Source organism: Rhodothermales bacterium, from assembly GCA_040221055.1.
GTDB lineage: Bacteria > Bacteroidota > Rhodothermia > Rhodothermales > UBA10348 > 1-14-0-65-60-17.
This window is the reverse complement of record JAVJVN010000011.1, coordinates 77,558-103,347: the sequence shown is the minus strand read 5'-3', so window position 1 is coordinate 103,347 and position 25,790 is coordinate 77,558. Positions and strand designations below refer to the sequence as shown.

Annotated in this window: 19 protein-coding genes and 1 tRNA gene; 2 read left to right on the top strand and 18 right to left on the bottom strand. The window is 62.8% G+C overall.

The features are described from left to right. Position 1 precedes the first annotated feature (1 nt). From hpt to RIE53_05095, 8 genes are all read right to left on the bottom strand, one after another. Complete coding sequence (gene hpt / locus RIE53_05130) at positions 2-571, bottom strand: hypoxanthine phosphoribosyltransferase (GenBank protein MEQ9104060.1); 570 nt, start codon at positions 569-571, stop codon at positions 2-4. Then, on the bottom strand, positions 568-1,926 hold the full coding sequence (gene tilS, locus RIE53_05125) for a tRNA lysidine(34) synthetase TilS (GenBank protein ID MEQ9104059.1): 1,359 nt from the start codon (positions 1,924-1,926) through the stop codon (positions 568-570). Before tilS ends, hpt begins: the two co-directional genes overlap by 4 nt. Continuing rightward, positions 1,923-3,809 carry a DNA mismatch repair endonuclease MutL gene (gene mutL, locus RIE53_05120; protein MEQ9104058.1) on the bottom strand — a complete coding sequence of 629 codons (1,887 nt, stop codon included), beginning with the start codon at positions 3,807-3,809 and terminating at the stop codon, positions 1,923-1,925. Before mutL ends, tilS begins: the two co-directional genes overlap by 4 nt. Positions 3,810-3,813: 4 nt before the next feature. Further along, on the bottom strand, positions 3,814-4,017 hold the full coding sequence (locus RIE53_05115; protein ID MEQ9104057.1) for a hypothetical protein: 204 nt from the start codon (positions 4,015-4,017) through the stop codon (positions 3,814-3,816). A gap of 68 nt (positions 4,018-4,085) precedes the next feature. Continuing rightward, positions 4,086-4,883: a phosphatidate cytidylyltransferase gene (locus RIE53_05110; GenBank protein ID MEQ9104056.1), complete on the bottom strand. Its 798-nt coding sequence runs from the start codon at positions 4,881-4,883 to the stop codon at positions 4,086-4,088. Further along, positions 4,880-5,179: a DUF2007 domain-containing protein gene (locus RIE53_05105; protein MEQ9104055.1), complete on the bottom strand. Its 300-nt coding sequence runs from the start codon at positions 5,177-5,179 to the stop codon at positions 4,880-4,882. The genes RIE53_05110 and RIE53_05105 overlap by 4 nt, the downstream gene beginning before the upstream one ends. Continuing rightward, complete coding sequence (locus RIE53_05100) at positions 5,154-6,086, bottom strand: CPBP family intramembrane glutamic endopeptidase (protein MEQ9104054.1); 933 nt, start codon at positions 6,084-6,086, stop codon at positions 5,154-5,156. The genes RIE53_05105 and RIE53_05100 overlap by 26 nt, the downstream gene beginning before the upstream one ends. Before the next feature lie 53 nt (positions 6,087-6,139). Then, on the bottom strand, positions 6,140-6,931 hold the full coding sequence (locus RIE53_05095; GenBank protein ID MEQ9104053.1) for a sigma-70 family RNA polymerase sigma factor: 792 nt from the start codon (positions 6,929-6,931) through the stop codon (positions 6,140-6,142). A gap of 88 nt (positions 6,932-7,019) precedes the next feature. Here RIE53_05095 and RIE53_05090 point away from each other — a divergent pair. Beyond that, positions 7,020-7,093, top strand: a tRNA-Arg gene (locus RIE53_05090). A gap of 276 nt (positions 7,094-7,369) precedes the next feature. Here RIE53_05090 and RIE53_05085 read toward each other — a convergent pair. The 10 genes from RIE53_05085 to RIE53_05040 form a co-directional block, all read right to left on the bottom strand. Next, positions 7,370-8,665, bottom strand: coding sequence for a dicarboxylate/amino acid:cation symporter (locus RIE53_05085; GenBank protein MEQ9104052.1), 1,296 nt, complete (start codon positions 8,663-8,665; stop codon positions 7,370-7,372). A gap of 104 nt (positions 8,666-8,769) precedes the next feature. Beyond that, positions 8,770-9,732, bottom strand: coding sequence for a hypothetical protein (locus RIE53_05080; GenBank protein MEQ9104051.1), 963 nt, complete (start codon positions 9,730-9,732; stop codon positions 8,770-8,772). Continuing rightward, a complete protein-coding gene (locus RIE53_05075) occupies positions 9,729-10,394 on the bottom strand; it encodes a TlpA disulfide reductase family protein (protein MEQ9104050.1) in 666 nt (221 codons plus the stop codon). The genes RIE53_05080 and RIE53_05075 overlap by 4 nt, the downstream gene beginning before the upstream one ends. An 8-nt stretch (positions 10,395-10,402) precedes the next feature. Beyond that, on the bottom strand, positions 10,403-13,714 hold the full coding sequence (locus RIE53_05070; GenBank protein ID MEQ9104049.1) for a hypothetical protein: 3,312 nt from the start codon (positions 13,712-13,714) through the stop codon (positions 10,403-10,405). Next, the gene (locus RIE53_05065; protein MEQ9104048.1) at positions 13,711-16,770 is read right to left on the bottom strand and encodes a T9SS type A sorting domain-containing protein; all 3,060 of its coding nucleotides are present in this window, start codon (positions 16,768-16,770) and stop codon (positions 13,711-13,713) included. The genes RIE53_05070 and RIE53_05065 overlap by 4 nt, the downstream gene beginning before the upstream one ends. Further along, positions 16,751-17,899, bottom strand: a complete 1,149-nt coding sequence (porV, locus tag RIE53_05060) for a type IX secretion system outer membrane channel protein PorV (GenBank protein ID MEQ9104047.1) — start codon at positions 17,897-17,899, stop codon at positions 16,751-16,753. The genes RIE53_05065 and porV overlap by 20 nt, the downstream gene beginning before the upstream one ends. 59 nt (positions 17,900-17,958) lie before the next feature. Beyond that, entirely contained in the window at positions 17,959-21,942 is a 3,984-nt protein-coding gene (gene porU, locus RIE53_05055) for a type IX secretion system sortase PorU (protein MEQ9104046.1), read from the bottom strand. A 7-nt stretch (positions 21,943-21,949) separates the two neighbouring features. Next, positions 21,950-22,222: a hypothetical protein gene (locus tag RIE53_05050; protein ID MEQ9104045.1), complete on the bottom strand. Its 273-nt coding sequence runs from the start codon at positions 22,220-22,222 to the stop codon at positions 21,950-21,952. Between the two features lie 16 nt (positions 22,223-22,238). After that, a complete protein-coding gene (locus RIE53_05045) occupies positions 22,239-23,681 on the bottom strand; it encodes a PDC sensor domain-containing protein (GenBank protein ID MEQ9104044.1) in 1,443 nt (480 codons plus the stop codon). A gap of 45 nt (positions 23,682-23,726) precedes the next feature. After that, positions 23,727-24,356 (bottom strand): LON peptidase substrate-binding domain-containing protein, encoded by a 630-nt coding sequence (locus RIE53_05040; GenBank protein MEQ9104043.1) that lies wholly within the window; start codon positions 24,354-24,356, stop codon positions 23,727-23,729. Positions 24,357-24,457: 101 nt separating this feature from the next. On the opposite strand from RIE53_05040, the gene RIE53_05035 reads away from it, so the two are divergent. Next, a complete protein-coding gene (locus tag RIE53_05035) occupies positions 24,458-25,774 on the top strand; it encodes a hypothetical protein (GenBank protein ID MEQ9104042.1) in 1,317 nt (438 codons plus the stop codon). Positions 25,775-25,790: the final 16 nt, after the last annotated feature.

The window sequence follows — 25,790 nt, the reverse complement described above, 5'->3', positions numbered from 1 at the left end:
CCTATTTGTCCAGAATGAAAATGTCGGGCAGGTTGCGCCCCACCTGGCCGTAGTCCAGGCCGTAGCCCAGCACGAACAGGTTGTCGATGTCGAAACCCACGTAGTCAATCCGGACGTCCACCCGCGTGGCCTCGGACTTGTGGAGGAGTGTCGCCACACGCATGCTGGCGGGGTTATGGGCCTTCAGCGTCTCCAGGATATAGGCCATGGACGTACCGGTGTCCACGATATCCTCAACGATGATGACGTGCCGATTGCTGATGTCGGCATCGATATCCTTGAGCGAACGCACGATCCCGCTGGAAATCTTGGCCTCGCCGTACGAGGACAGTTTCAGGAAGTCCACCTCGCAATCGATGGACACCGCCCGCATGAGGTCCGCCAGGAAAATGTACGCCCCGTTCAGCACGCCGATGAAAATGGGACGCTTGTCCTTGTAGTCACGGGCAATATCGGCGCCAAGTTGGGCCACGCGGGTCGCAATCCGCTCCCGGTCGATGTAAATGCGAAACGGCTCTCCACGTACGGAAATCCGGTCTTCGGAGTGAAGTTCAAGCGATGGAGGCGTCATGGGCAGGCTGGCGAAGGTGGCTCGGGTGTGGGCGGTGTACGCAGGCCGGGCGAGGACCGGACCTCATCCAATTTAGGGAATGCGGGAGCGCGTTCCCATTCCACGCGGATGGCCGCGGTCGCGTCGGCCGAGAGCCGCATGCGTTCGTCCATGCGCAAGCCCGGAATCCAGACGATACCCACATCATCGGTCAGGACCGACACGCCCGACTTTTCTGACGGCGGAACGCCTGCATCGGTCAGGAATCGCTTCACCTTGCGCGAACCGGGCGCTCCGAATGGATGGAACCGGTCGCCGGGCCGCCACGACCGCAGTCGGAGCGGGCCCTGGATGGCATCGGCGTTCAGCCAGGCCACATGGGGCGGCGTCCGGGGGTCATCGGGCGGCGCGGATGCGGGATGGATGCGCAGCCCGGAATCAGCCATCCTGACCCGAGCAGCGTCCTCTTCTTGATCAAGGAACGTCAGATGCTCCCGGTCCCGCACGATGCGCAGGGCGCCGAATTCGGCGGTGACTCCCGGCTGCGCCGCCAACAGGGATGTGACGGCCGAGACCATCGATGCGCGGCGAGGGCCCCACCCGTCCATCAGGCGCAACAGGAACCAGGCCCGCATGTCCTCCGGGAGCGCGCGGAGCGGCTCGAGGGGAATCCGGAGGCCTGCTGTCCCGGGCACCGGAACTCCGGCGGGCCGGGCACTACGCTCCAGGAGTGGCACCAATTCCCGAGGGAGCGCTGCCTGCCAGGCGTCCACTTGCGCCTGCGCGGCGCGAGCGGTCTCCAGGAGCTCGGCGGCAGCGCGTGGCGGGGCCGTTCGCAAGTGTTCGCGGACGCGGGTGCGGGCGTAGGCCGGGTTGGCATTGCCGGGGTCTTCCCGCCAGACGATGTCGTGACGCCGGGCGTAGGCCAGGATGTCCGCACGGGTCCAGGCCAACAGGGGCCGATGCAGTACGATGCCGGGCGCCAAGGGACGCGACGGCGCCATGCCGGACAGTCCATCGGGTCCGGCGGAGCGGGCCTGCTGCAGGGCCACGGTTTCTGCCTGGTCGTCAGCGTGGTGCGCCACGGCAACGTCGGCCTGGGCGCGCGACCGCGCGGTGCGCACGAAGTGCGCATACCGCTCGTCGCGCGCCCAGGCCTGGATGGAGCCTGTCGCCGGGGGATGGTCCAACCGGAGCACATGAATGGGAACGTCGCGGTCCCTGCACCAGGCGCGGACCAGTTGCTCGTCCGCATCGGCTCCCGCGCGCAGGCCGTGGTTCACATGCGCGACTTCCACGCGCCGCCCACTGGCGTGCAGCAGGTGCACCAGGACCATGGAATCCACACCACCACTTACGCCGACCAGCATGCTCATGGCCGTTCGAACCGGTCGCGGAGTTCGTCCACCGACAACTTTACGATGGTCGGGCGGCCGGTGGGCGAGGTGAACGGATCGTCGCACTGGAAGAGCTGGTCGATCAGCGCGCGCATTTCTTTCTCATTCAAGGGCACGCCGGCCTTCACGGCGCTCTTGCGGGCAATGGCCCGGGCCAGGCGCTCGCGCCGGTCGTCCAGGTTGTCCTGCGCCACGAAGGCATCCAGGACGTCGCCCAGAATGGACTTTTCGTCCCCGGCGCGGATATCGGCCGGAACGCCGCGGACCAGGATGCTGCGACCGCCGAACGGCTCGATTTCGAAGCCCAGGCGCTGCAGATCGGGCATGAGTTCCTCGAGCAGGGCCAGGTCCGACGGCGAGAGCGTGAGCGTCTGCGGAAACAGCAGCTGCTGCGACATGCCCATGCCCTCGACCAGCGTATTCCGGGACTGCTCGTACAGGACGCGCTCGTGGGCCGCCTGTTGGTCAATGATGACCAACCCCGACCGGATTTGCGTCAGGATGTAGGCCCCGTGCAGCTGCCACAGGAGTTGGGCGGGACTGCGGGTGTCGCGCTCGGCGCTGCGGTCGGCGGACCCTGCCAATCCCCCTTCATCCGATGCGAGGAACGTGGGCGCCATGCTCCGGGCGGACGAGGCGGACGGCCTGGCGTAGGAGGAACGGGAGGCGCCGGTCGGGCTTCCACCCGCATCCCGGACGCCATGCCCGGGATGCTCCCGGTCCACCCAATCGCGGGCGCCAGGCGTGCCACCATGACGCTGATTGAATCCAAGGTCAATGTCCAGCCGCGGTGTTCCTTCGGACAATTCCGGCGTGAAGTTGGCCGAGTTGATGGCCCGGCGGACGACGGCACGGAGCATGCCGTAGACGCCCCGCTCATCATCGAACTTGACCTCGGCCTTCGTGGGATGCACGTTCACGTCCACGTGCCGGGGATCAATGTCCAGGAAGAGCACGAAAAACGGATACGTGTCCTCCGGAAGCAGGTATTCATACGCCGAGAGCACGGCGTGCTCCAGGTATCTGTGCTTGACATAGCGCCCGTTCACGAACAGGTATTGCTGGCCCCTCGACTTCCGGAACGCATCGGGCGAACCGAGGACACCCCGCACCGTCAGATAGCTGGTGGATTCCTCCACCTCCATGAGCGCATCGCCATCCCGGACCGCGGAAAGCTCCCGGGCCCGGTTCTGCAGGGCTTCGAAAAAGGGGACATCGGGTTGCGCGTTCACCGAAAGCAGTTCGTGTCCGTCGTGCGTGAGCGTGAATCCCACAGCCGGCCATGAAAGTGCCATCACACTGACCACGTCCACGCAGTGCTTCAGTTCGGTCTGGGGACGCTTCAGGAAATTCCGGCGGGCCGGGACATTGTAGAACAATGTGCGCACGGAAATGGACGTGCCCGGCTGCGCGGCGGCCGGTTCAATGCGGGGCTCGTCCCCCCCGTCCATCCGCACCAGCGTCCCGACGTCATCCGACCGGCGGCGGGTCCTGAGTTCGATCTGAGACACGGAGGCAATGGACGCGAGGGCCTCGCCCCGGAATCCGAGCGTACCGATGGTCTCCAGGTCCTCCACCGAGCGGATCTTGCTCGTGGCATGGCGAAGAAAGCAGGTGGATGCATCGGCCGGGCTCATGCCCGTCCCATTGTCGATGATCTGGACCAGACCGCTGCCCGCCTCCTTCAATACGATCTCAATCTGCGTGCTGCCGGCATCAATGGCATTCTCCACCAACTCCTTGACGACCGACGCCGGTCGCTGGACCACTTCGCCAGCCGCAATCTTGTTGGCCAGGGTAGGCGGCATGACGGCAATCACGCCGTCGCGCATGACGCCTTCGTCCGACGCGGTGGAAGACATGGGTTCAGCCGAGCTTGGTGTAGACATAAATGGCGAATCCGAGCAGCACGGCAAAATAGATCAATCCCGCCGGACTCTTTCGGCGGCGGGCCTTGGACTCTATGCGCATCCGGCGCTTGAGTCGCTGCTCCTTCTCCGGGTTGTAGAAGCGGGGCTCGTAGGAGTACCTGCGATGGCGCGAGCCCTTTCCGGGTGCAAAAAGTCCCATATCGGCGTTGAATACGGCAGTTTGACGTAACAGAAGTCGTGTACGGAAAGGCCCATCGGCCGTTCCGGCTACACCAGCAGACCCGTCACGTGCACGAGCCAAGCGGCATACAGCGGCATGGCCACGATGATGGAGTCGAACCGGTCCAGCATGCCGCCATGTCCCGGCAACAGCGTACCTGAATCCTTGACCCCGGCGCTGCGCTTGAGGGCACTTTCCAGCAGATCACCGGCCTGTCCAAAGACGCCGGCGATCAATGCCAGGCCCATCGCATCCACAGGCGTCAGTCCCGGGAGCCAGAAGTGGCGCACCAGAAAGGCCACCAGGAGCGCCCCGAGCACGCCGCCCACCGCGCCTTCCCATGTCTTGTTGGGGGATATGGTCGGGGCAAGTTTGTGACGCCCGAGCGAACGGCCGGTATAATAGGCGGCCGTATCGCAGGCCCATATCATGCCGAACAGCAGCAATACAAGCGCGAACGAACCCCCGGCCCGGATATCCAGGATGAAGGAGAGCAGGAACACCGGATAGACGAGACTGACCAGCGTTCCGGCCATCCGCTCAAGCGGACGACCCTCCACGCCCTTTCGGAGCAACCAGGCCACATACAGCATGCCCACGCCGGTCACGGCCAGCCCCCAATCCGGAAACCAGGAGCGGGACAGGACCCCGACGGCCGCCAACAGTGCCCAGAAACGGTCCACAGGCCACTCACGATGCTCCAGGAGCGTCAGGAACTCCCACTGGGCACCGAGGGCGATGACTGCCACGACGACCCACAGGGCCTCTTCGCCTGCATACAGCGCACCCAGAACGAGCGGAATGCCAACGATGGCTGTCAGGATCCGCTTGAGGTTGTTGCTCACGCAGGGTCCTCCCCGAGGATGGGGTCGGCGGCCATGGCCGCCGCCTCCAGGTCGGCGTCCGATATCCGCGAGGATCGGAGCAGCTCTTCCGCCGCGGCCCGGTGCTCGGGTTGCACGATGACGTGAATGTCCGACATGGCCCCCACGTTCAGGCTGTAGGCGTGATCGCGGCGCGAATGGATGACGGCCGTAATACCCGCATCCACAAGCCGGTCCTTGACCAGGGACGCTTCATAATCCGTTCCCGTGGCGAACACGGAAATCCACCCGTCAACGGTCTTCGGTTTTTTCGGCATAGGGTTCCTCTCCGTGGGTAGGTATGCGGTTCATGGCCAGGATGACCACGACCAGCACAACCAGGGACACGAAGAAGATAGACATGGGCATCTCGAAAGTTTCCAGATCCGCTTCCAATTGTCCCGTGGCGGACATTTTACCCAGAATGGCCGCAAATGAGTTGTTGGCAAGATGCACCAGGATGGCGGGGATCAGACTTCCGGAACGCCACGTGATCCACGCCAGGAAAATGCCGAGTACGGACAGGGGCAATGCCTGCGTAAGCCGGAGGTGGTACAATCCGAAAACGATGCCGGAGAAGGCAATACCCCAGAAGATGCCAAGACTGCGTTCGGCCTGCCGCTGGACGTATCCACGGAAAAGGACTTCCTCGCAGATGGCGGGCGTCAATGCGAGCATGGAAATGGAGAACGCCAGCGGGAAATCACGCATGAGGATGCGTTCAATGAGATCCATCTGTTGCTTCTCGAATGCCCGGATGCTGTCGGGCCAGGGCAACAGGTCGCTCCAGGAACCGAGGACCTGCACGACCGGAATGATGGCCAGCAGGCCTAGCAGCGACAACACCAGGAATCGGGCATCCGTGCCACGGAGCCGGAGGAATGCCGGCCAGGTCGAGCTGTGGAGACGGGCAAACCAGATCCCCGGAAGGAGCAGACCGAATACTTGCCCCACGGTATTTCCGACAATCAAGTCGCCGGCATATTGTTCGAGCACGGCAGGAAGATCCGTCAGGAGGGCATCCAGGCCCACCCCACGCACGAACACGAGCATGAATATGGCCGTGATGGTGCTTATACCCTGGAACAGCACGAACGCCAGGACCAACCCGAGCAGGGCGGCCAGAAGCGGGTGGAAACGGGCGCGTTCCAAGCGGCCGTCATACAGCAGATGGGAATCGGTCACGGCGCGACAGGTTGGATGGACGAGCGGCGCATACGCGCAAGTCGGCCGCGCGTTCAGGCGTCCACGGTCATGCTCTTCCGCAATCGGTTGATGATGGTCCGGATGCGTGTGTAAACGTACTTGTGGTTGTCGAAGTGCATGATCTTCGCAATCTGCTCGGCACGCATGCCGTGCTCGAAGCGCAACAGGACCAGCAGCTGATCGTCCGGATCCAGCTCGCCGATGGCACTGTTCAGCAAATCCACGCGCTCCTCTTCCTCATCTTCCACGTGGTCGGGACTGTCGGCCCGCGAGGGGGGCGCAATGCCGATGTCGTTCAGGTCTTCCAGGGAGAGCGTCGGCCGGTTGGCGCGGAGGGCCGCCAGCAGATGCCAGCGCTTGTTCGTGGACAACATGGAGTCGATCTTGGCCAGCGCCCGGCTGACCTCGACGCTCGAACACTGTACACCCATATTTCCGGACACCAGTTCAGGGATTTCCGATTGGGGAATGTGGTCCTGGTAGTAGCACTTGAAAATGTACTTTTCCGTGTTGTCCAATTTTGAGACGACCGAATTGGGCATGGACGTCGCCCGGTTCTTCCGGAAACGGTCCCGGCACGCATTGGCCACCACGACACTCAGCCACGGCGTCAACTCGCTGTTTATCCGGAATTGGCGCAGCGCTTTGTAGTCGTCGTGTTGGAGCCGTTCACAGATGGCCGTGTACGTTTCCATCATCTCATCCGGATCGGTGAGGAAACGCCGGATCATCCTCAGGATCACAGGGGTGTAGTGATCAAGCAGATCGGCATAGCCGGAAGCCGGATCCGATTTGAATTGCTTGATGAGGGCGGTATCGGTCATACCATGTCTCGGGTGAATCGGTTTTGCACAAACTTGGTCGGGCACGAATTGCCGTCGCTGTCGTTCATGTGCTATATTTCCGCCCGATGCGCTTGTAGCTCAGTTGGATAGAGCGTTGGATTCCGGTTCCAAAGGTCGGAGGTTCGAATCCTCTCAAGCGCACACGCCCCGAATAGTTTCTGCAAACTGTTCGGGGCTTTTTTTTCTCTTTGGTAACGGCAGGCTCCTGGCGTGAGGGAGAGTCGGCGGGACCCCGAAGGATCCCGCCCGACTGACACCAGGAGGTACAGTTACTGCGGAGAGGCATCAACACAGCAATGAACTGTATGGTGCTCTTTCGAAGATGATGCCAAAAACGCCGAAAGCCCCGAAAATCGTTGCAATGCAACGTTTTCGAGGCTCCGGTCTCATAAAATCCCAAATTGGGACCCAGAAGGATCAGGCTGGGATGGGTTCCAGTTGGTTCTCGCTTGCCGCCACCACCGTGGCTACGGCTGCGTCACCCGTCACGTTGGTCACCGTGCGCAGCATGTCCAGGATCCGGTCCACACCCAGGATGAGGGCAATCCCGGCGCTGGGCACGCCCACCGCCTCCAGGATAATGACCAGCATGACGATCCCCGCACTGGGCACCGCCGCCGTGCCGATGGACGCCAGGACGGCCGTCAACACGATGGTGAGTTGCGCCGCGAGACTGAGGTCCATGCCCAGGGTCTGGGCAATGAACACGGCGGCGACCGCCTGATACAGCCCGGTTCCGTCCATGTTGATGGTGGCCCCGAGCGGCAACACGAAGGACGAGATCTCTTCACTTACGCCGAGCTCCTTCTCGCACCGCTCCATGGTCACCGGCAGCGTCGCGCCGCTGGAGGAGGTGGAAAAGGCAACCAGCTGGGCAGGCCCCATGGCCCGGTAGAATTGTTTGAGCGTACGGGGCGTCAAGAACTTGATCATCCCGGTGTAGGTGATGAGCATGTGGAGGAACAGGCCCAGGATGACCGCGATCATGTAGTAGCCGAGCGCCCCCAGCAACTCCAGGATCTCGGAGAGGTCATCCCCGGCAATACTGGCAATGGTGTCTGCCATGAGGGCGAAAACCCCCACTGGCGCCGATATCATGATGATTTCCACCAGCTTGATGACGAGATCATTCAGACTGTCGAAGAACTCGATCATGGGCCTCGCCTTGTTCGCCGGGATCATGAGCAGACCGATCCCTGCAAACAGCGCGAAAAACACCACCTGGAGCATGTTCCGGTTGTCCCCGGCGGCACCGAGGATGTTCTCCGGTACGATGTCAACCAGCGCCTGCAGTGGTCCGCGCTCCTTGGCCTGGTCCGCCAGCAGCGTGCGGGCACTCGCGTCACCGCCATAGGTGGCCTCAAGGCGCTCCCGCATATCAGGCGGTACCGTCTTGCCCGGCTGCATGACGTTCACGATCGTGAGACCGATGACCAACGCGATCACGGTGGTCAACATGTAGATGCCGATCGTTTTCCCGCCTATCCGACTCAGTTTGCTGAGATCCGACAGCGAGGCCACTCCTGTTATGAGCGACGCCAGGATGAGCGGCACCGCAATCAACTTCAACAGGTTGAGGAAGATGGTGCCGAAGGGTGCGATCCAGTCGGACGTGAAGGCATTCCACCCCATGACCGCCGACAGAACGCCAAAAAGCAGGCCCAGAACGAGGCCAATGATGATCTGCCAGTGAAGCTTCTTGTACCAGGGCATGAGGCGACGGGGTTTGGTTTTGAGGTCGCCCCAAGATTGCACCCCCGCGCCAGCAAATCAAGACCGATGCGAGAGTCGGCCCCGGACGCCTGTTCCACGCAGGATCAGAACCGGAACGCCACCGTGGTTACCGGCTCCATCCGTCCGCCCGGGCCATAGGTCATGCCCATCCGCGTGTCCAGCCGGTCGTTGTGGAGCTTCGCACTGATGGCCGCGTCAATGCCGGCCGCCAGATGGTTCAGGATGAAGATGAAGGACATACGACTCGCCGACCGGAGCAGATCCTGTGCCTGCCCGTGGTCGTCGGCGTAGGCGTAGAACTTGGCCGATACGTTCGGCTTGGTCCCGCCGGGCCCCGTCATGACCGGGTCAATGGCCTGCGTGAAGCCGTCCTCCAGGTTGCCCCACTCCGGATAATCGTCCCAACCCGGTGCGAACTGGAAGTACTTGCCGATCAATTCGTAGTACTGCTGGGACGCGAACGTAGGGAGTTGATGGGACAGCGCGGCACCCGTCTCTGCATGGAACAGGTTCCGCTCCACGGTGCGGATTTCGGAAACCATCTGGGCCACCGCAGCCTCGTCGGCAGAGGTCCACGCGTCGGGACGCGTGAAATCCACCTGGCCGGGTACGTGTACACGCGGCACATCTATACCCGCATTGAATTCCAGGTTCAGATAATCCGTATAGTCGTTCAGATACATGCCATAGCGACCTGGCGACCAATCCCGGTGGGCGAAGTCACGGAAATCGTCCTCCATCCGGAGACCGCGCGTCCGCATGATGGAGTACGCCGTAATGGCCGCCGCTTCCACGGAAAGACCGATAGCCGCTTTGACCCAGTCCCGATTGTAAGCCTGACCGGCTCCCGGCAAGACGGCCGACATCACGAAGGCCAGCGGCACGCTGCGCTCCGTCCGGTCCGTCCGCATCCCCAACCGGTCCGACTGCCCCCCCAGGAAATCCGCCCGGAAGGATGCCTGCGTGACCTGTGCATTGGCGGTCGGGGCGACCCATGCCGAAGCCCCCACGCCGAGCACCGCGATTACCCAGAGAAGACGAATCACAGATACGGTTGGATGGCGGTTTCAAAAAAGTCGTAGGGGCGGTTGCCCAGGATGTACCGCCGCACGGTCCCCTCCCGGTCCACGACAAACGACGTTGGACGGATATCGAATGCGCCGCGGAACGGCACAGGCAAGTCCATGCCGAAATCCACGTAAACCGATTCCGTATCCAGGGGCAGTTGGGCTTCGAAGGCTTTCAGGATCCCGGGGTCCTCATCCGAAATGGAGAGCACCACGAATCCGTCCTCCCCGTATTTCTTCTGCAGTCGGTTCAACGCCGGAATTTCTTCCAGGCACGGAGCACACCAGGTGGCCCAGAAATTGAGCAGGACCACCTTGCCCCGGTACGCATCCAGGTCGGCTGTGGCCCCTGAATCCAGCCCCGTGAAGCTGAAATTCCCGGCCGGTGCCTCGATGATCATGTCCTGGAACGTGGACGGCGTAGCCGTGGCCTGGCCTTCAGCCGCATTGGACCCGGTCTGCCGGGATACGGCAATCAGCGCCGCGGCAGCGACTATGAGCAGGACCGACAGCACCGTACCGGTCCATTCCATCAGGTCCCGGGGCCTGCGTGCGGGGTTGTCCTTGAACAGGACGTACAGGAAGCCTGCCCCGACGGCAATCATCCCCATCCCCATCCAGAGTACGATTGTACTGTCCATTGTCTTCCCTACAACTGATCGAATCCAAAAAGAACGCCTACATGCCATTGCATGGATTTCCCGTAGCGGACCGAACTCTGTCCGTCCGGCGTCACAAACCCGTCGTCCAATTGGAAATCGAACGCATCCAGGCCATAGGTTCCGCTGACGAAAACGGCCGTCGGAAGCAGGTAGAACGAACCGAGACCGAATCGGATCTCCGCTCCGACATCTTTTCGGACGTTTTCCATGCCAGGCCACGAACCGCTCCACGCCGTGGCGGCATCGGCATACACCCGCGCATAGATCTTGTCCACATGCAGCCACAGGACCTGGCGGCTCACGCGCGGCGCGAGCGGGAAGGTGTAGCCCAACTGAAGCCAGAGGGATTCATTGCCGCCCAGGGCATAGAAGGGATAGCCGCGCGCACCGGTAAGCCCGCCCACATAATCGTCATAGAAATCATCCACCGGGCCGCCCAGGATGGTGCTGCCCCGGAAGCGGATGCCCACGCCATGCGCGCCCACCGCCGGCCCACCCGGCAACCGGAAGCCTCCACGGGCGTCCACCGTCAGGCGATGGATGACATCGTCCGTATAGACCGGGCGCAGGAAACCGTCCTCGAGGTCGAACCGGTCCAACAGGCTGCCGGCTTCCCGCTGCAGCGTGATTTCCGATCGCATGCCGTGCGGGACCACATCCATGTCCCGGTAGGCCTTGAATGCCTCATGATAGCTGGTCAGGTGCAGCGATTTCCCGATGAAATACCGGGACGAATTCTCGGGAATGGACTGCAGCAACTCCTGGCTGAAGAACCGTTCCGTGGTCACCCTGTAGGGGCTGTAGCGGTATCCGGCCTCCAACAACAACGCCCGGTTCACCTTGCTGCGGGCCAGGAAACCCAGCTCCCACAGGTTGTACGACAAATCCGCGAGGGACGTGGCCGGATAGCAGGCCGTGCAGGGGAATTCTTCCACCGAAAGGCCGTTTTCCACGTTCCGACGCACGTTGAAGAGTTCCACGGAAAACTGCGGCGACCACCGGTACGGCACCAGCGAAATCCCCTTGCCGAAGTCGAACTGCAGGAACACGTCCCGCTCCACTTTCAGGAGATTCGAGGGCGCCCAGAAATCCGAGAACGAATTGGCGGGCGTCGAGCCCGGCGATACGAGCACGCCCCCGAAAAAGCTCATGCCGCCCAGTACTTCCCGCGTGCCGGTATAGAATCCGACCTTCGTATTTCGCCACAGCGTCTCCAGGCGGGTCCGGTCCGGCAATACCACGTCGGTCCGCGTGCGGCGCCGGGAGATGTACTGGTCCAGGCGGAGCACGGGAAGAAAGCTGAATGATGTGAACACCGGCGAGTAGTCGGAAAACCCGGTATCCGTGGCCCGGATATGGCTGTCGTCCGTGGTCGGACGCAAGTCGGCCACGCGTGCCTTCATGAATACGTCGGGGGCGGTATAGGCCGGGGGGGCGGCGTCCAGTCCGGCTTCACGGTCCTCCGGCTCCTCCAGCAGGGCAATCTTGTATCCGTCGGCTTCGTACGCCGAGAACACCACTCGTCCATCGGGCGCGACGTCCGGCATGAAGGCGCCTCCGAAGGCGTTGGTCAACGCCACATCGGCGCTCCCGCCCCTCGAATCCCCGGTCGTGCGGTAGAGATTGAAGATGCCCGATCTATCCGAAACGTAGACGAGTCGACCCTGGGTGTCGAAGGTCGGCGAGCGCTCATCTTCCGGTCCGTCGCGCATGACCTCCATACGACCGTCCTGCGCATGCACGCGGTACAGGTCCCGGCCATGCAGGCGCCCGTAGGCGAACCAGAGCCACTCCCCGTCCGGATGCCATGCGGGATCGGTCACCTGGGAGCCGTCCTCGAATGTCGTAAGCGGGCGTATTTCGCCGGTCGCCAGGGTCAGGACCTTCAGATTCGTCGTCCCGTCGAAGTGCGAAACGAACGCCAGTTCCTTTCCGTCCGGCGAATAGACCGGAGAATCTGCCCGCTCGTGGGTGGTCAGCGGTTCGGATTCCTCGGTCACGAAATCATAGCGGAACAGGTCGCTGTACAGGTACCCCTTGGCCGTATCCTTCGCACGGGAATAGACCAGACCGGACCCGTCCGGCGTCCATGCAATCGGTCCCGACGCCCGCTGGACAATCCGGTGCCCGAAGGCACACGTCCAGACCGCCGCGCCCTCCACGTGCAATCCGCCCAGCAGCCGCGCCGCACCGACGGGGTTCCCCGCCGCATCCAGGTCACGAACGTACACGCCGGTCCGGCTGAAGTCCTCCCCCTTGTTCGAGAGATAGGCCACGCGCTGTCCGTCCGGACTCACCACGGGATGGAAGTTGTTGAACCCGTCGGGCTCCACGATGGACCACGCCGGCTCACCTGTCCGTTGCTCGAGTTCCTGGTAGTGGGGTCGGATGGACGCCATCCAATCGTCGTACAGCGTCTGACCATCCACGCCGAATGCATCCCGCGCCGCCTCCTTGAATGTGAAGGTGGTCGTATTCGCGAGCGCCTGGCTGATTTCGCGGACCGCATCCTCCCCGAACCGACCCACCAGGTACTGCGTGAAGGCGAACCCGTGATTGTAGACCGACTCCCGCATGAGGCTCGTGTGCGAATAGAATCCGCCCATTTCGGCGAGTGTCAGTTCCGTCCCGGCGGCCACCTGCGTCCGGAGCAGCATGTCGCGGTGACTGTCCCACCGGTCGTCGCCCCACGCTTCGCGCTGGAACTGGGCCGTTCCCTCGGCCAGCCAGGCCGGATTGTTCAGGATGGGTACGGGATACGTCGCCAGGACATTCGGAAAACCGTACAGCACGTCGGGACGACGGACATCCTCATAATCCAGGACCTGCAGGTACAGGAAGGGGATGCGCCGCGTTGTCTTCATGGTTTTCTGCACCTGGATCATGTGCAGGAATTCGTGCGCAATCACATTCCGGAGCCAATTGTGGTCACCCCGGTACGGCGTATCCAGCGCAGGAGCCCATATTTCAATGACGTTGTCAAAGAAGTAGGCGGCTCCGTTCGAGTAGTCCTCGTAGTCCTTCAGCACAATAGACACCTTCGTGTCGGGCCGATACTCGTACAGATCGGTCAACGGACCGTACACGTCTTCGGCGACCTGGGCCACCACCCGGGCCGTCCGCGACCCCGTTCCTTCTGCATCCGAGTGGAAATGCACCAGGAAATGCTCCGTTTCAATGGTTTTCCAATCCAGATCCGGCCGGGTATAGTCGTAGAACGACGGCGACACCTGTGCGGCTACCGGCAGGACACCCAAAGCGCCCAGGAGCAGAACGAACCATGCTGTGCGCTTCGTCATCGGATGATGGCCAGTTTGTACATATGCGTATCGGTGCGGCCGGCGGCTCCGGTCGCTTCCACGCGGACCATGTAGATGCCGCTGCCCACGCTCGGCGTCCAGACCACCTCGGCCACACCGCCGGCCGGCAGTGTGCCCAGATCCATGGTTTCAACAATCCGGCCCGCCAGATCCACCACCTGCATGCGCACGTCGGCCTGCTCGGTCACACCGGCCCTCAGTCGCGTCACGCCGTCCTGGACGGGGTTGGGCCAATTGTAGACGTCATCCGGGACCAACAGACGGGACGACGGGGATGTGGGGGCGGGCGGGGCGTCCGCCTCCACGAATCGACGGTTGCCGTGGTACCGGACGTCGGTACCGGCACCGCGCTGGTTGCCGGCCTCGTCGGTCAGTCGGGCGCCCGCGAGCGCGGGCGCCCTCCAGGCGGACACCCGCCCGCCCCCCGAGACGGCATACAATGCATCGTCCAGCAACACCGGCGCAGCCGGCGCGACGAGACCGGCCGACAGCGGGAATCCCGCCGGAACCGAACCCGCGCCGTCCCAGGTCCAGGCCATGAGCGAACCATCCATGAGTCGCATCATGAATCCGCCGCGCACATCATTCAATGCGTTCCATACCGACAGCCCACCGGCAAACGCAGCAGGCAACGCGACCGGGAAGCCATCCATCACTGCGCCGGTCCGGGAAAACACCCAGACCCATTCGGTACAGGCCACCACGGTCTCCAACCAGCCGTCCCCGTCCAGATCCACCAGGTGCCCCGCGTCCGCCGCACAGGGCACGGCCAGGGCATCCACGCGGCCTTCCGCCCCCAACCGCATCGCCGAGCCATCCACGACCACCGCCGTCGGACCGTCCGCATCCTGTCCGAAGACCACCTGCGCACTGCCCGATACCGGCCGGGGCAGCACCCAGGCGTCGACGCCGTCCACCTGCACACGATCCGCCAATAATTCCATCCGCTGGCCGTCGGGCGCGACCCCGATGGCCAGCATGCGGCCGGATACCGGCTCAAGGTCATGGGTCCCGTCCCTGAAAGCCAGGCGACCATACAATCCGTCGGCCAAGAGGACACCGGCCATCCACGAACCATTCGGACCACCTACGATGTCCGTGGTCACCTCCAGGATGGGTGCGGTCGCGCCACCGCCGAGCGACACAGGCTCCGCGGCCGTGCCGTCCCAGCGGACAAATTGTCCGTCACGGATGGCCACCGCGCCCGCCGACGTGATCACCGGTTGTCCGAGCACATCCCGGCTGGCTCCGGTTTCTGAAACCAGCCGGTAGACACCCGCCTGCAACTTCGCGGCTCCCAACCATCCCACCGTGCCGGCGCGACCGATACGGACGAAATACGCATCCGGCGGCAGGCTCCCTGTCCCCGCGTCGAGCGCGACGCTCTGGTCCGGAAGCGACGCCAACGTCGTGGCCACACCAACCACACGAACCGTCATGTCCGGCCCGGGCACCGAAAAGTCCTCAATGGACAGCCGCGCTTCCCCTCCGGCATTCGATCGCGCGTCGGGATACGTGCCTGCTCCGAACCGATTCTCATACAGCCGGATATCCTGGCCACGCGTGGTCCGGACCGAAACGGGATTGCCCTCGAAAAAGAAGTCGAAGGGCGTCCCCAGGCCGAAATTGGGGCCAAAAAAACCACCACCGCCGGAAAAACCGATGTCCTGGGCCCCATCCGCCTCTTCCAGGTCCACACTCCGGGCGTCCGGATCGGCATTCACGCGGTTCGCCTGCAGGGTCTGTCGCAGCCGGTTCTCGTCCACGTGCCAAACCAGCGCCCCGCCCAACAACGCATTTCCGTTTTCATCAATCCCACCGGGCAGGGCAAAGTCAAAATCATCCACATCCATGACGACGCCACCCGGAAAACCGGAAATCGTGACGTCGTTGAAATCCTCTGCGCCATTCGCGAACACCACCTCCTTCACGCCCTCATGGGTCCAGACGGTCATCCGGACCCCGTCGCCGTCCGGATCGCGATGCCGGTTTTCCACCAGGAAGTACTCGGCATCGGAAATCGGCACACGAAGCATGTCGTTGCGCAACGCATCCCCCGAGTGGCGCAGGCCATAGGTCTGCCCTTCCGCGGTCAGAGGCGCCGCCTCCAGTGTCGTATCCCATCCCAGGAACCGCTTCGTGAAGGCCGACGGCTCGGGAGGGAAAAGTCCGCGAAACGCAAAGATCCCGAGCGCATCCATGACCCCGAACGGCCCGATCGCCGAATCCCCCGTCTCCGTATTGAACAGGTCCGGCGCACCCAGGAAATTCAGGAAGCTCGCCGCCATGAGTCCATTGATGGACAATTCAATCAGGAACGGCTCATCGGCCAGGAAATCGAATCCAAGCCGGGTCTCCGTGCGCGGCAGCAGGATCGTGTTCTCGACCGTCATGCCCGAGACCGACGGCGGCGTCACCCCCAGCCGGTCAAACGACGCGCGGTTGAAGAAAATGGACGGCAGGTCTTCCGGCGTCTTGTCGAGCGTCGTGCCCACGAGCTCGATGTCCCGACCCACCCCCGCGTGGAAAATCAGGAACGCGGTGCGATCCGGATCCAATCCGGCCGGCAACGCGACTCCGGACGCCTCGGCCAACGCCCAGGCCTCCACCGGCAGCCTCGCCAGTTTCTCGAGTTCCTCGTCCGAATTGCTGTCGAATCCGGTGGGGCTGTACGCACCCATTTTGCCGGATACGCGAACGATGTCCGGGAGGAGATGCGTCCGCACCTCCGCCTTCCCGTCCGAGACGCGCCGGACATAATTCTCCAGGAACGTCAGATGCGCCGCGAAATACCCGGCGTCATGCGGCAATGGGTCGACTTTCGGGGGCGCGGCCTCACCGAACAGATTCCCGCCGAACGTACCGTCCCCCGTCGTGAAACGCGTGGTGTCGGCCTGGAACTCAACCCGGAGGGCTACGACGTCATAGACCTCCTGGGCGGAAGCCAGGAGCGGGACGAATGCCAGGACGAGGAATGCGGGGAGCCCGCTCAGGAGAACGAAGCTTCGAGACGCCCTATTTGGCAAAATTGACAAGGAGGGAGAACCGCATGGTGTTGGACAACGGGGAATCTTCTTCGAGCGCATAAATATACGAGAAGTCGACTCCAATCACGTTGACGCGGACACCGGCGCCGAGCGTCAGGAACTGGCGGTTTCCATTGTCCGGGTTCTCGTAGAAGTAACCGGACCGAAGCGCGAACTGGTTGTTGTACCAGTACTCGAGGCCGGTTCCGATGGTCATCTGGTCGAGCACCGAAAGCGTCTTGAACTCGGCGTCATCCTCGGAAAGCGGATTCGTCTGGACGCTTACCGACGACCAGGACGAGAAAATGGCCTTGTAGAACGGATCGGCCTCGCGGTCTTCTCCTTCACCGGAATAGCTGATGAGGTCCTTGTTGAAATCCGTAACCAGCGTGAGCGAGTTGAACTCGTCGAAATCCATCCGGAAGGCATAGCCAATGCGGAGATTGGTCGGGATGGGATCGGCCTGGGCGTTGTCCGAGTACTGGATTTTCGGGCCCATGTTAGCCAGGTTGGCGCCCAACGAAAGGGTACCCTTCATTTCCCCGCCCATGGAGAACGGACGACTGCGGTACAGGGCGGCCAGGTCGAACGCCGTGGAAATACCGGCCTTGGTCTGCTGTGCGCCCACCGTCTGTCCGGGGGCCAGGTTGGAATAGATGAAGCGAAGGCTCGATCCAACGCCGAACCGCTCGTTCAGCTTCACGCCGTACGACAGACCCGTGGCCAGGTCGTAGGAACGGAACGTGCCCGTCGGGTTGTTCTGCTCGTCACGACCATCGTTCTCACCGAGGAACAGGTAGGTCAAATGTGCACCGAACGTACCCCAGCCGGGGACGCGGTGTTTGGCCACGAGATACTCGTAGAACAGGCCCGCGTTGAATTCCGGGAGCCAGTTGGAGTGCGTGATGGAGGCTTCGGTGCCTTCCTGGAAGGCCAGACCGGCCGGATTCCAGAATATGGCACTGGCGTTGTCGGCCAGGGCGACACCGGCGTTGCCCATTCCCGCGGCCCGGCTGTCCGGCTCGATTTTGAGGAAAACGACCGCCGACGTACCGGCCTGCCCGAATGAAGCCTGCGGAAGCAGGAAGACCAAGGAAGTGACCAGAAGAAGGACTCCTTTCCGAATGATACCCGACATGATGGATTTGCTCTTTGCGTTGAGGAAAACGGTTTCTGTAGCGCTTTGTCTATAGGGATCTATCGGATAATGGCCAGTTTCTCAATGTGTTCGCTCACCTGTCGGGTTCCGTCCGCTTTCCGTGTTTCCACGCGGATGTGGTACAGGTAGACGCCCGTTGCCGGTCGGTCGAAGTCGGCATCCCGTCCATCCCAATGGATCTGGACAGGACCGCTTCCCAGTACACCCCCTGGCAACGCCTCTTCCGAAGGTATGGTCCGGATGAGACGACCGTTGAGCGTGAAAATTCGTACGTCCACACTCGCCGGAGTCCCGGTCGGCTGATTATGTTCAAACACGAACCGGGTTTCCCGGTTCATGGGGTTGGGGTAGTTATACACATCAACTACGCTCAATACCTCATCGTTTGCGATCGAGAACGACATTTCTTCCGTTCTCGAATTGTTGAGCACATCCCAGGCCCGGACCTGCAGCGTGTGCGGGCCGGGATCCAGGTCTTCCAGGGGCCACTGCACCTCGCCGCGCTGGAACGAATTGCGATCTGCCTGGAAGGCCGAGGCAATATCCACGGCGCCGGATTGGTCCGCATCTACCACAAGTAACATTTCATGTCCCACGCCGGTGCCCACGGTGTTCACTCCGCTTTCGTCGTAAAGCCGGACAATGAGTGTGGGGTCGGGAGCCACCGATCCGCCATCCACGAACGTCGTGTCGTTCAGGAACAGCCGGATTTCAGGCCCCTCGACGTCGTTCGGCGGATTCGCCGCCGTGCCGCCCACCACGAATTGCTGGGAATAGCCCAGGGCGTCCTCAAGGGCGTCGGAAGCATAGGCGGAAATACGCCCCGGCTCGTTGGAATAGGAAATATCCTTGGGCACCACGAACTCGGCACTGAACGCGCCGGCCACCGCCTCCACCTCCCCGCGCCAGATCAGGTCTTCCCGGGTCGTATAGTAGGGAGTCGGCATGAATCGCCGACGGATGATGGGCACCTCTCGTTCGGCATCGAACACCGTCAGTGCCACCGTGCCGTTGAAATCCGTGCGAACGGATCCGTCGGGGCGGCGGACATGCCCCTCAATGAGGGTCCGGTCCAACGCCTTCATCTGTCCCGTCCCGGATGTCAGATCCACGCCGTTCAGGCGTTCCACCGCCACGTCGTTCCGGGGAATGCCGAGACGGATGGTCGGATCACCCAGCAGCCCGAATTTGCGGCTGTTGCCTTCCAGGCCCACCCCCGTGTTCTTCGTCTCGCGCAGGATGTCCCCCAGACGCCGGGGCTCACCATCGTCATCCATGGAGAACATCTCGATGTTGAATGCCCGGTTCAGCCCCGCATTCAGCGTGGTCTGACTGCCCGACGTGTAAGCCAGGCGCACGATGGTAAAGACCGCGACGGCTCCCCCGTTCGGGTTGGCCAGCAGGACTTCTGCACCACTCTGCGTGTCCTCCAGGTCCCACCATCCGAAGGAGCAGGTGGCCGTGATGAATATGGACATGTGGTCCCCGTTCGCCAGCGATCCGGCATCCTCCTTCGTGAAAACGGATTCCTGGGCCAGCCCGTTCGGGCCGCCATGTCCCGAGTAATTGAACACGAGCGTGCCCCGGTCCAACGCACCCAGCACCTCCTGACGCGCGCCCGGAATCCGGAATCCATTCTGGAACACCCGTTCGAAGCTCTCCGCGTAGATCTTCTCCACATTGATGCGTGGGAACAGGGATTCCTCGAGCAGCCGGGCCACCTGGTCGATGTTGGCCATGTGCAGATCGTCGTCGTTCTGCTGACCGGAAAGGCCGGTGGGTCCGTCGTCCGCCATGACGGTGTACATGGACCGCCAGGAGCCCAGGGACGCCTGCGCGTCGTAGGCCAGGATCTTGTCCACGGCCGTCTGGGCCTCCGCCTCCGTCTGCACGGGCAACCGACCGATTCCGATATCCACCCGCTCGAATGTCGTGCCCGTCAGACCGGTATAGCGCCAGACGCCTTCGTTGTCATCCAACAGGCCGAAATAGTCGTCCGACGTGTAGGATGCATCGGTATTCAGCGTTTCCTCTGTCTCGTAAGGCAGGATGTGATTCGACAGCGCGCCCTGGAATCCGGACAGACCCCGGTAGTCGAAATGCCCGTCGCCGAACAGCAGCACATACTTCAGCCGGTCCGCGTCGGTCGATGCCTGGTCGTACACGAACTTGAACAGGTCCCGCACGGCGCGCACATCGGTCACGCCCCCGGAAAACTCGTTGTAGATGGCGGTGGGTGTAACCACGGCCACGCGCATGCCCTCTGCCCGCCGGTGATCCGCCAGCCGGTTCGCGGCGTCCAGGAAGGCTTCGGGCGCCACCACAATGAAATGGGGCAGTCCGATGGTGGCCCGCAGGTTCTGGTTTTCGACGTCGCGGAACAGGGACGCCGTCAGGGTCTGCGCCGCACTCGGCAGGAAGGCCACGAACTCCCGTGGTCCTGTCTCCAACTGCGCGGCCGACAACTGCAGGCGCCATGCCGAACCGGCCGATGACACCTCGTGGAAGACCGAAGCCCTTCCCCCGGTCACGTCAAGAACCAGCGGGCGCGAGGCAAAACCGCCCAGCACGAACTCGACCGGCCCGTTCGCATCCGGGGGCGTCGTGAACGCCAGTACGCCGTTCCGGGCCGTGAGTGTGCGTGAATACGTCACGCGGACCCAATCGAGGGCCGCCTGTGGATCGTTCACCTGCTCCAGCAACCGCATGGTCAGATTGAGTGGCTCGCCCGCCACCATGGATTTGCTGAACATCAGCTCCGCCGGAATCGCGGACGGGAATTCCGCTCCGTTCAGGGTCGGTGCCGGGGCCGTCCGTTGCGCAAGGATCTGTCCATCGGACTCGAACGCCACGGTGGCACGCGGGTTGGAGGCAATGGCCACCCGGGCGTGGAAATCCACGGGGCCGGCCTCCAACCCCGGCAGCTCAACACCGGACAGGAACGTCCTGCTGCCGCCCGAACGAAGCGTATTCGACATCCAGTCGTGCCCCGATCCGTGCTCGCGCGACCAATTGAACTCCTCCACGTCCAGGACATACCGCTCCGGAACCGAATTCAGGACAGCTACCCCTGTCAAATCGGGAAAGGCGACGGTTTCGGCCAGCGGACCGGCCGACACATCCACCTTCAGGAAATACACATTCTCGTTCGAGAACGGATGCACATAATGTTCGAAGCCGTTTGCCCCCCAGGTCCACCCTCGCGGACCTTTGGCCCAGAAAACGACCCGGTCACCCGCATCGAAGCGGCCATCCCCGGCACCCGTCCGGAGGGCCGCCTGTTCCAGGACATCCTGGGGCCTTGGCGCTGAATTCAGGGCCGGCAGGGGTGCCCCCCCGTTGCCCAGTATCCGTACCGCCGCCGGATCGATGGTGTCCGGATTCAAACCGAGGGCCGCAATCAGGGCCCGGTCCACGGCGAACACGCCCGGTTCGGTCACGGGCAGGCGGAACAACGTACCATCGGACAAGACACTCTGCGGAATGCCGCGGTCCATACCGCGATTCCCACCCGCTTTGCCCAGGATGCCATCCACCGGCTCCGGCCGGTCGACGTCCACAACCAGGCGACGCATCCGAAGCAGCACCCCGGTCGACGCATCCATGTGCACCATCCGCGCAAACACATGCACCACCGGGCGGGTCCGGTTGTATCCCGGATCGCCCATCCAGACTTCAGCATTTTCCGCATCTTCCGCATCCCCCGGATTCCGGACCGTGACCGTCTCGAAATCGCGCTGGACAATACGTACCGAAGGCCGCTCCAGCCCGCTCAACGCCACTTCCGCGGATACCACCTCCATCCCGGCCGAAAACGACTCCACTTCAATGGGTGACCACGCCACGAACCCCACGGAATCCACGGCCGACTGCAGGGACGTTGGCCAATCCACGTCGAACGCAATCCGGACCGTCGTTCCATCATCCGAGAGTACCCGGGTATCCAGGACCTGCGCATGCAGGGACGGAACCGTCATCCACAGACCGACGGCGAGGACAAGGGCACGACCGAGATGTGACAATGCAGGACTATTCAACAGCCTTTTCCAGATCGGCCAGCAGTTTCCGGACCACCATGAGGCGATCGAGGGACGCGATCACGCCGTCCACCGCATCTTCCATGTCCTGGAGCGGATCCTTGAAGTCGGACTCCACCTGCAGGGCCACGGCCAATTCCTGAAGCAGCTGCGCATTCCCGGACAGGACGGAAAGCGGACTGTTCACATCATGATGGATGCGGGACAGCAGCGCTCGGGCCTGTGCGAGGGCCTGCTTGAGTTCGGATGCAGTGGTCGTGGACATGATATCGGTGAAAACTTCAGTTGAACGTGTGTTCCCTTTCGGCAACCGCCCACAACAATCCGGCATCGGTGCCCCGCCAGGAAATCTCGCGGGCGTGCCAGTCCACCTCACCGACAGAGGCCATGTTCAGACGCTGCGCACGCGTGTCGGGCCGCTCCTGCATCCATGCATCGAACGCGTTGCGGCTGGCGTCGTCCGCCAGTACATCCCGTCGGAAGGCCCGCAGATCGGCCGCGTCCATTCCGGGTGTCGTGTACAGGCAGTCCCCGTCCTCATTGAACACGACGGCCTGCAGGCCCGCCCCCTGAATGAGCGCGTCCCAATCCTCCCGTTCCGGATGGCTCCCGGCGCTCGGATGATTCCCGGCGCCTGGTTCAACTCCTTCTGCATCCGGTCGAGCTTCGACAAGCACCAGGCACGCCGGTTCACCGGCCCACAGGACCGGCTGCACCGTCAGGAGTCGACCATCCTGCAGCAGGACGCGTTCCGCCCCGGCCTTGGAAGGCCCCACCCGGTCCAGCCACGTACGGATTTCGGTCACGGGCATGTGTGTGGACAGGTCGGACAGGATCCTTGCAGGGCCACCGCCGTCCGGCACCCGGCTGTTCCGGGCCAGAACCGTCCCGTCCCGACGGACCACCATGGCGTGTACCGGAAGGGCGTCCAGAAGGCCCTGGGTCGCCGCTTCGGAGCGGTCTGCCCGACGCGCATGCGACAGGGCGGTGCGCAACAAGTCGGTGCTGCAGGCGGCGTGGCCCCCCAGCATCGGCTCGGTCCTCGCCTGAAGCATGTCCAGCGTGGCGGTCGACGGCGTCTCTCCACGCAACACGGACATCATGCCCGAATCCAGGGCATCGAGGGGTCCGTGAAGCCGTACAATGACGCCATACCACATGGCCAGCGCAATCAGGATCCACATAGTGAGACTCACGCCGAGAATGGCGAGCCCTGCTCTGATGGCCTGGGATGCGACGGGCGGCTCCGGACCCACGGCAACCGCCCAGCGGCCCAACGATGCGTCGCGGATGGCCACAACGGCCACCATGGATGCGCCATACGGCATGGACGTGACCAAGGAGCCGGTCTGCATGTCCTTCACGGCCCTCCACCAATAGGGATCAAGTGGAGCCCCGACATCCCGCGGCATGGACGACGCCACGACCTTGCCGGTCGCATCCACCACCCAAATCCGCTCCAGACCGCTGCGCCGAACAAGCGCAGAAAGGCCGTTTCCACTGCCCTGGACGGCAGAGTGGCTGTCAAAGACCGTTTGCACGGTGGCCTCGAGGCCGGCCCATGCCGACGTTTCAATGCGCTCGCGCGCCCAGAAGAAGGCCAGCACGACGGCCAGCACCACGACGAGTCCGCCGGGCAGCAGCATCCGCAACAACAATTTACGCGTGGGAAGTCCGGTCTGGACAGCGTGGGTCACGTTCACGGCAAAGTCGGGTCGAGTCAAGGGATCAGGTACCCATCCACCTGCAAATTACATGCCGCAACCCCGCTATTCGGGAGGGAAATCCGGAAAATGACCATTGGAACTGATTTTCCGGCGAAGGGACTCGGCCCGCTCCACAGCCGGAATGAACTCCAGCAGGTGCCCGACCATGTATCGGATCCGTTCCACCTCGCTTCGCATTTCCAACAGCAGCTGGCGCTGCTCGGTGGACAGGCCTGAATTCCGACCGACGAAATAGGAAACCCGGGGGCGATTCTCGTACGAACTCGGCGAAGGCGTACGCCCGGCCAACTCCAGCAACTTGATGTGCTGGGCAATGAGACGCTCCCGCTCTTCCAGGTCCGGCGTCTCCACAATGTCGGCCTGCACATCCACATCCGCGGTGTGGTATCGGGCCACGTGGAAGATTTCCCCGATCAGGAAACGTTCATCCCCGACCACCATGATGTCACTCGCACCATCGTCATGTGTGCGGAGGACGTCCTGGATCCGGGCCGTGCATCCGATTTTTTCCATTTTCCCCTCGTGCATGCGTACCATTCCGAACGGCGCCGACTCGCGGAGGCAATCCGAGAGCAGGTCCCGGTAACGGGGTTCGAAGATGTGGATGGGAATGGCTTCCTCAGGAAACAGGACCAGATCGAGTGGAAAGAGGGGAAGAGCCGTGAACGCCATATCTTGGGGTCAACCAGTCTTGGGGGTGTGAACGCCTTGAACAGAAACGATGGTCAATCTGTGCGCGTCTCTTACCCCTGTCTCCTTCCCGAGTGCCCACCATGCGAATCCTGATCCTGATCCTGCTGGCCTTGACCCCGGCATGGCCGGCCGGGGCCCAGCAGCTTTTCGGTTCGCGCGACGACCCGGCCGAATACAATGGGCTGGCCTGGTGGGAAACGTCGGCCATTGTGGACCTTTCGGCGGGCTTCTCCCTCATTGGTCCCCAGTGGCGTTCCTTCGGGCGCGCCACCGTCAACGCAAAGCGGTCTGAATTGGGCCTCAAGATTGACGCCGGTGCCCGTGCCGGTGTATACGGTGCCTACAGCGACGATTTCGATGATTGGCGCGATGCCCTCCGCGTCCTGGATTATGCCCGCTACACGCCGCGCAACTCCAGGACCTACGTACGTCTCGGGCCACTGGACCGGGCGCGCCTGGGAACCGGCCACCTCATGAACTTCTTTTCGTCCGATACGGCGTGGGATGAGCGGTCTCCGGGGGTTGAGGCCACGGTCGGCAACAGCGTCATGCAGCTCGAGGCCGTCACCGAGGATGCGACCGCATTCAAACTGACCGGTGCCCGGCTTTCCATTCGACCGTTTGCGGCGCTGGACCGTTCCGCGCTGGGTACTTTCTGGCTGTCCGGCACCGGGGTCATGGACCGTTCCACGGTTGGACCGGAGGGCTCGGAGCTCCGCGCCTGGGCGGTAGATGCCCGTATGACCGCCTTCACGTCCGGCAACTTCGTATTCCAACCCTTTGCCAGTTTCGCGCGACTGGAGCACGCGGGTCAGGGCTTGCTGGTGGGCGCGGACCTCATGAACGACAACTTCATTGACCTGGCCCGGCTGCACATCCGCATTGCCCTCCACTACAACAGTACCGGATTCCTGCCGGGCGTCTTCGGCAGTTTCTACACGGTCAACAGCTATCGATCGGACATCCTGGCCTCGGGCGGCTCCGATGCCATCCTGGCCGGATTGCCCCTGGACCGGGTCTTCCGGGACAATTCCGTCTGGACGGAATTCCGCATCCACTTCTTCGAACGATTCGAGCTCTGGTACCAATTCCTGCGCCACCACGGGGTGCAATCCCTGAGCGAGTACCACCTCCGGCTCTACATGCATACCGAGCCATTCGTTCTGGCGGTCGGCCAGGACCGGGCCGGTCTGGAAGGATTTCTCAGCCTTTTCGGCAGCGACGACAACCAGAACGTACTCCGATTCCAGATGGAATACCGGGTTTCGGGGCCGGTCTGGATCCGGGCGGATGCCCGTTACACCTATTCCCGTGCATTCACCACGCCGGAAGGCCGTGCCCGCTATGTGGCCCAACGACGGTTTGAACCCGTCCTGGGACTGCGCTTCGAATTCTGAGTCGACCTTCCGCGGC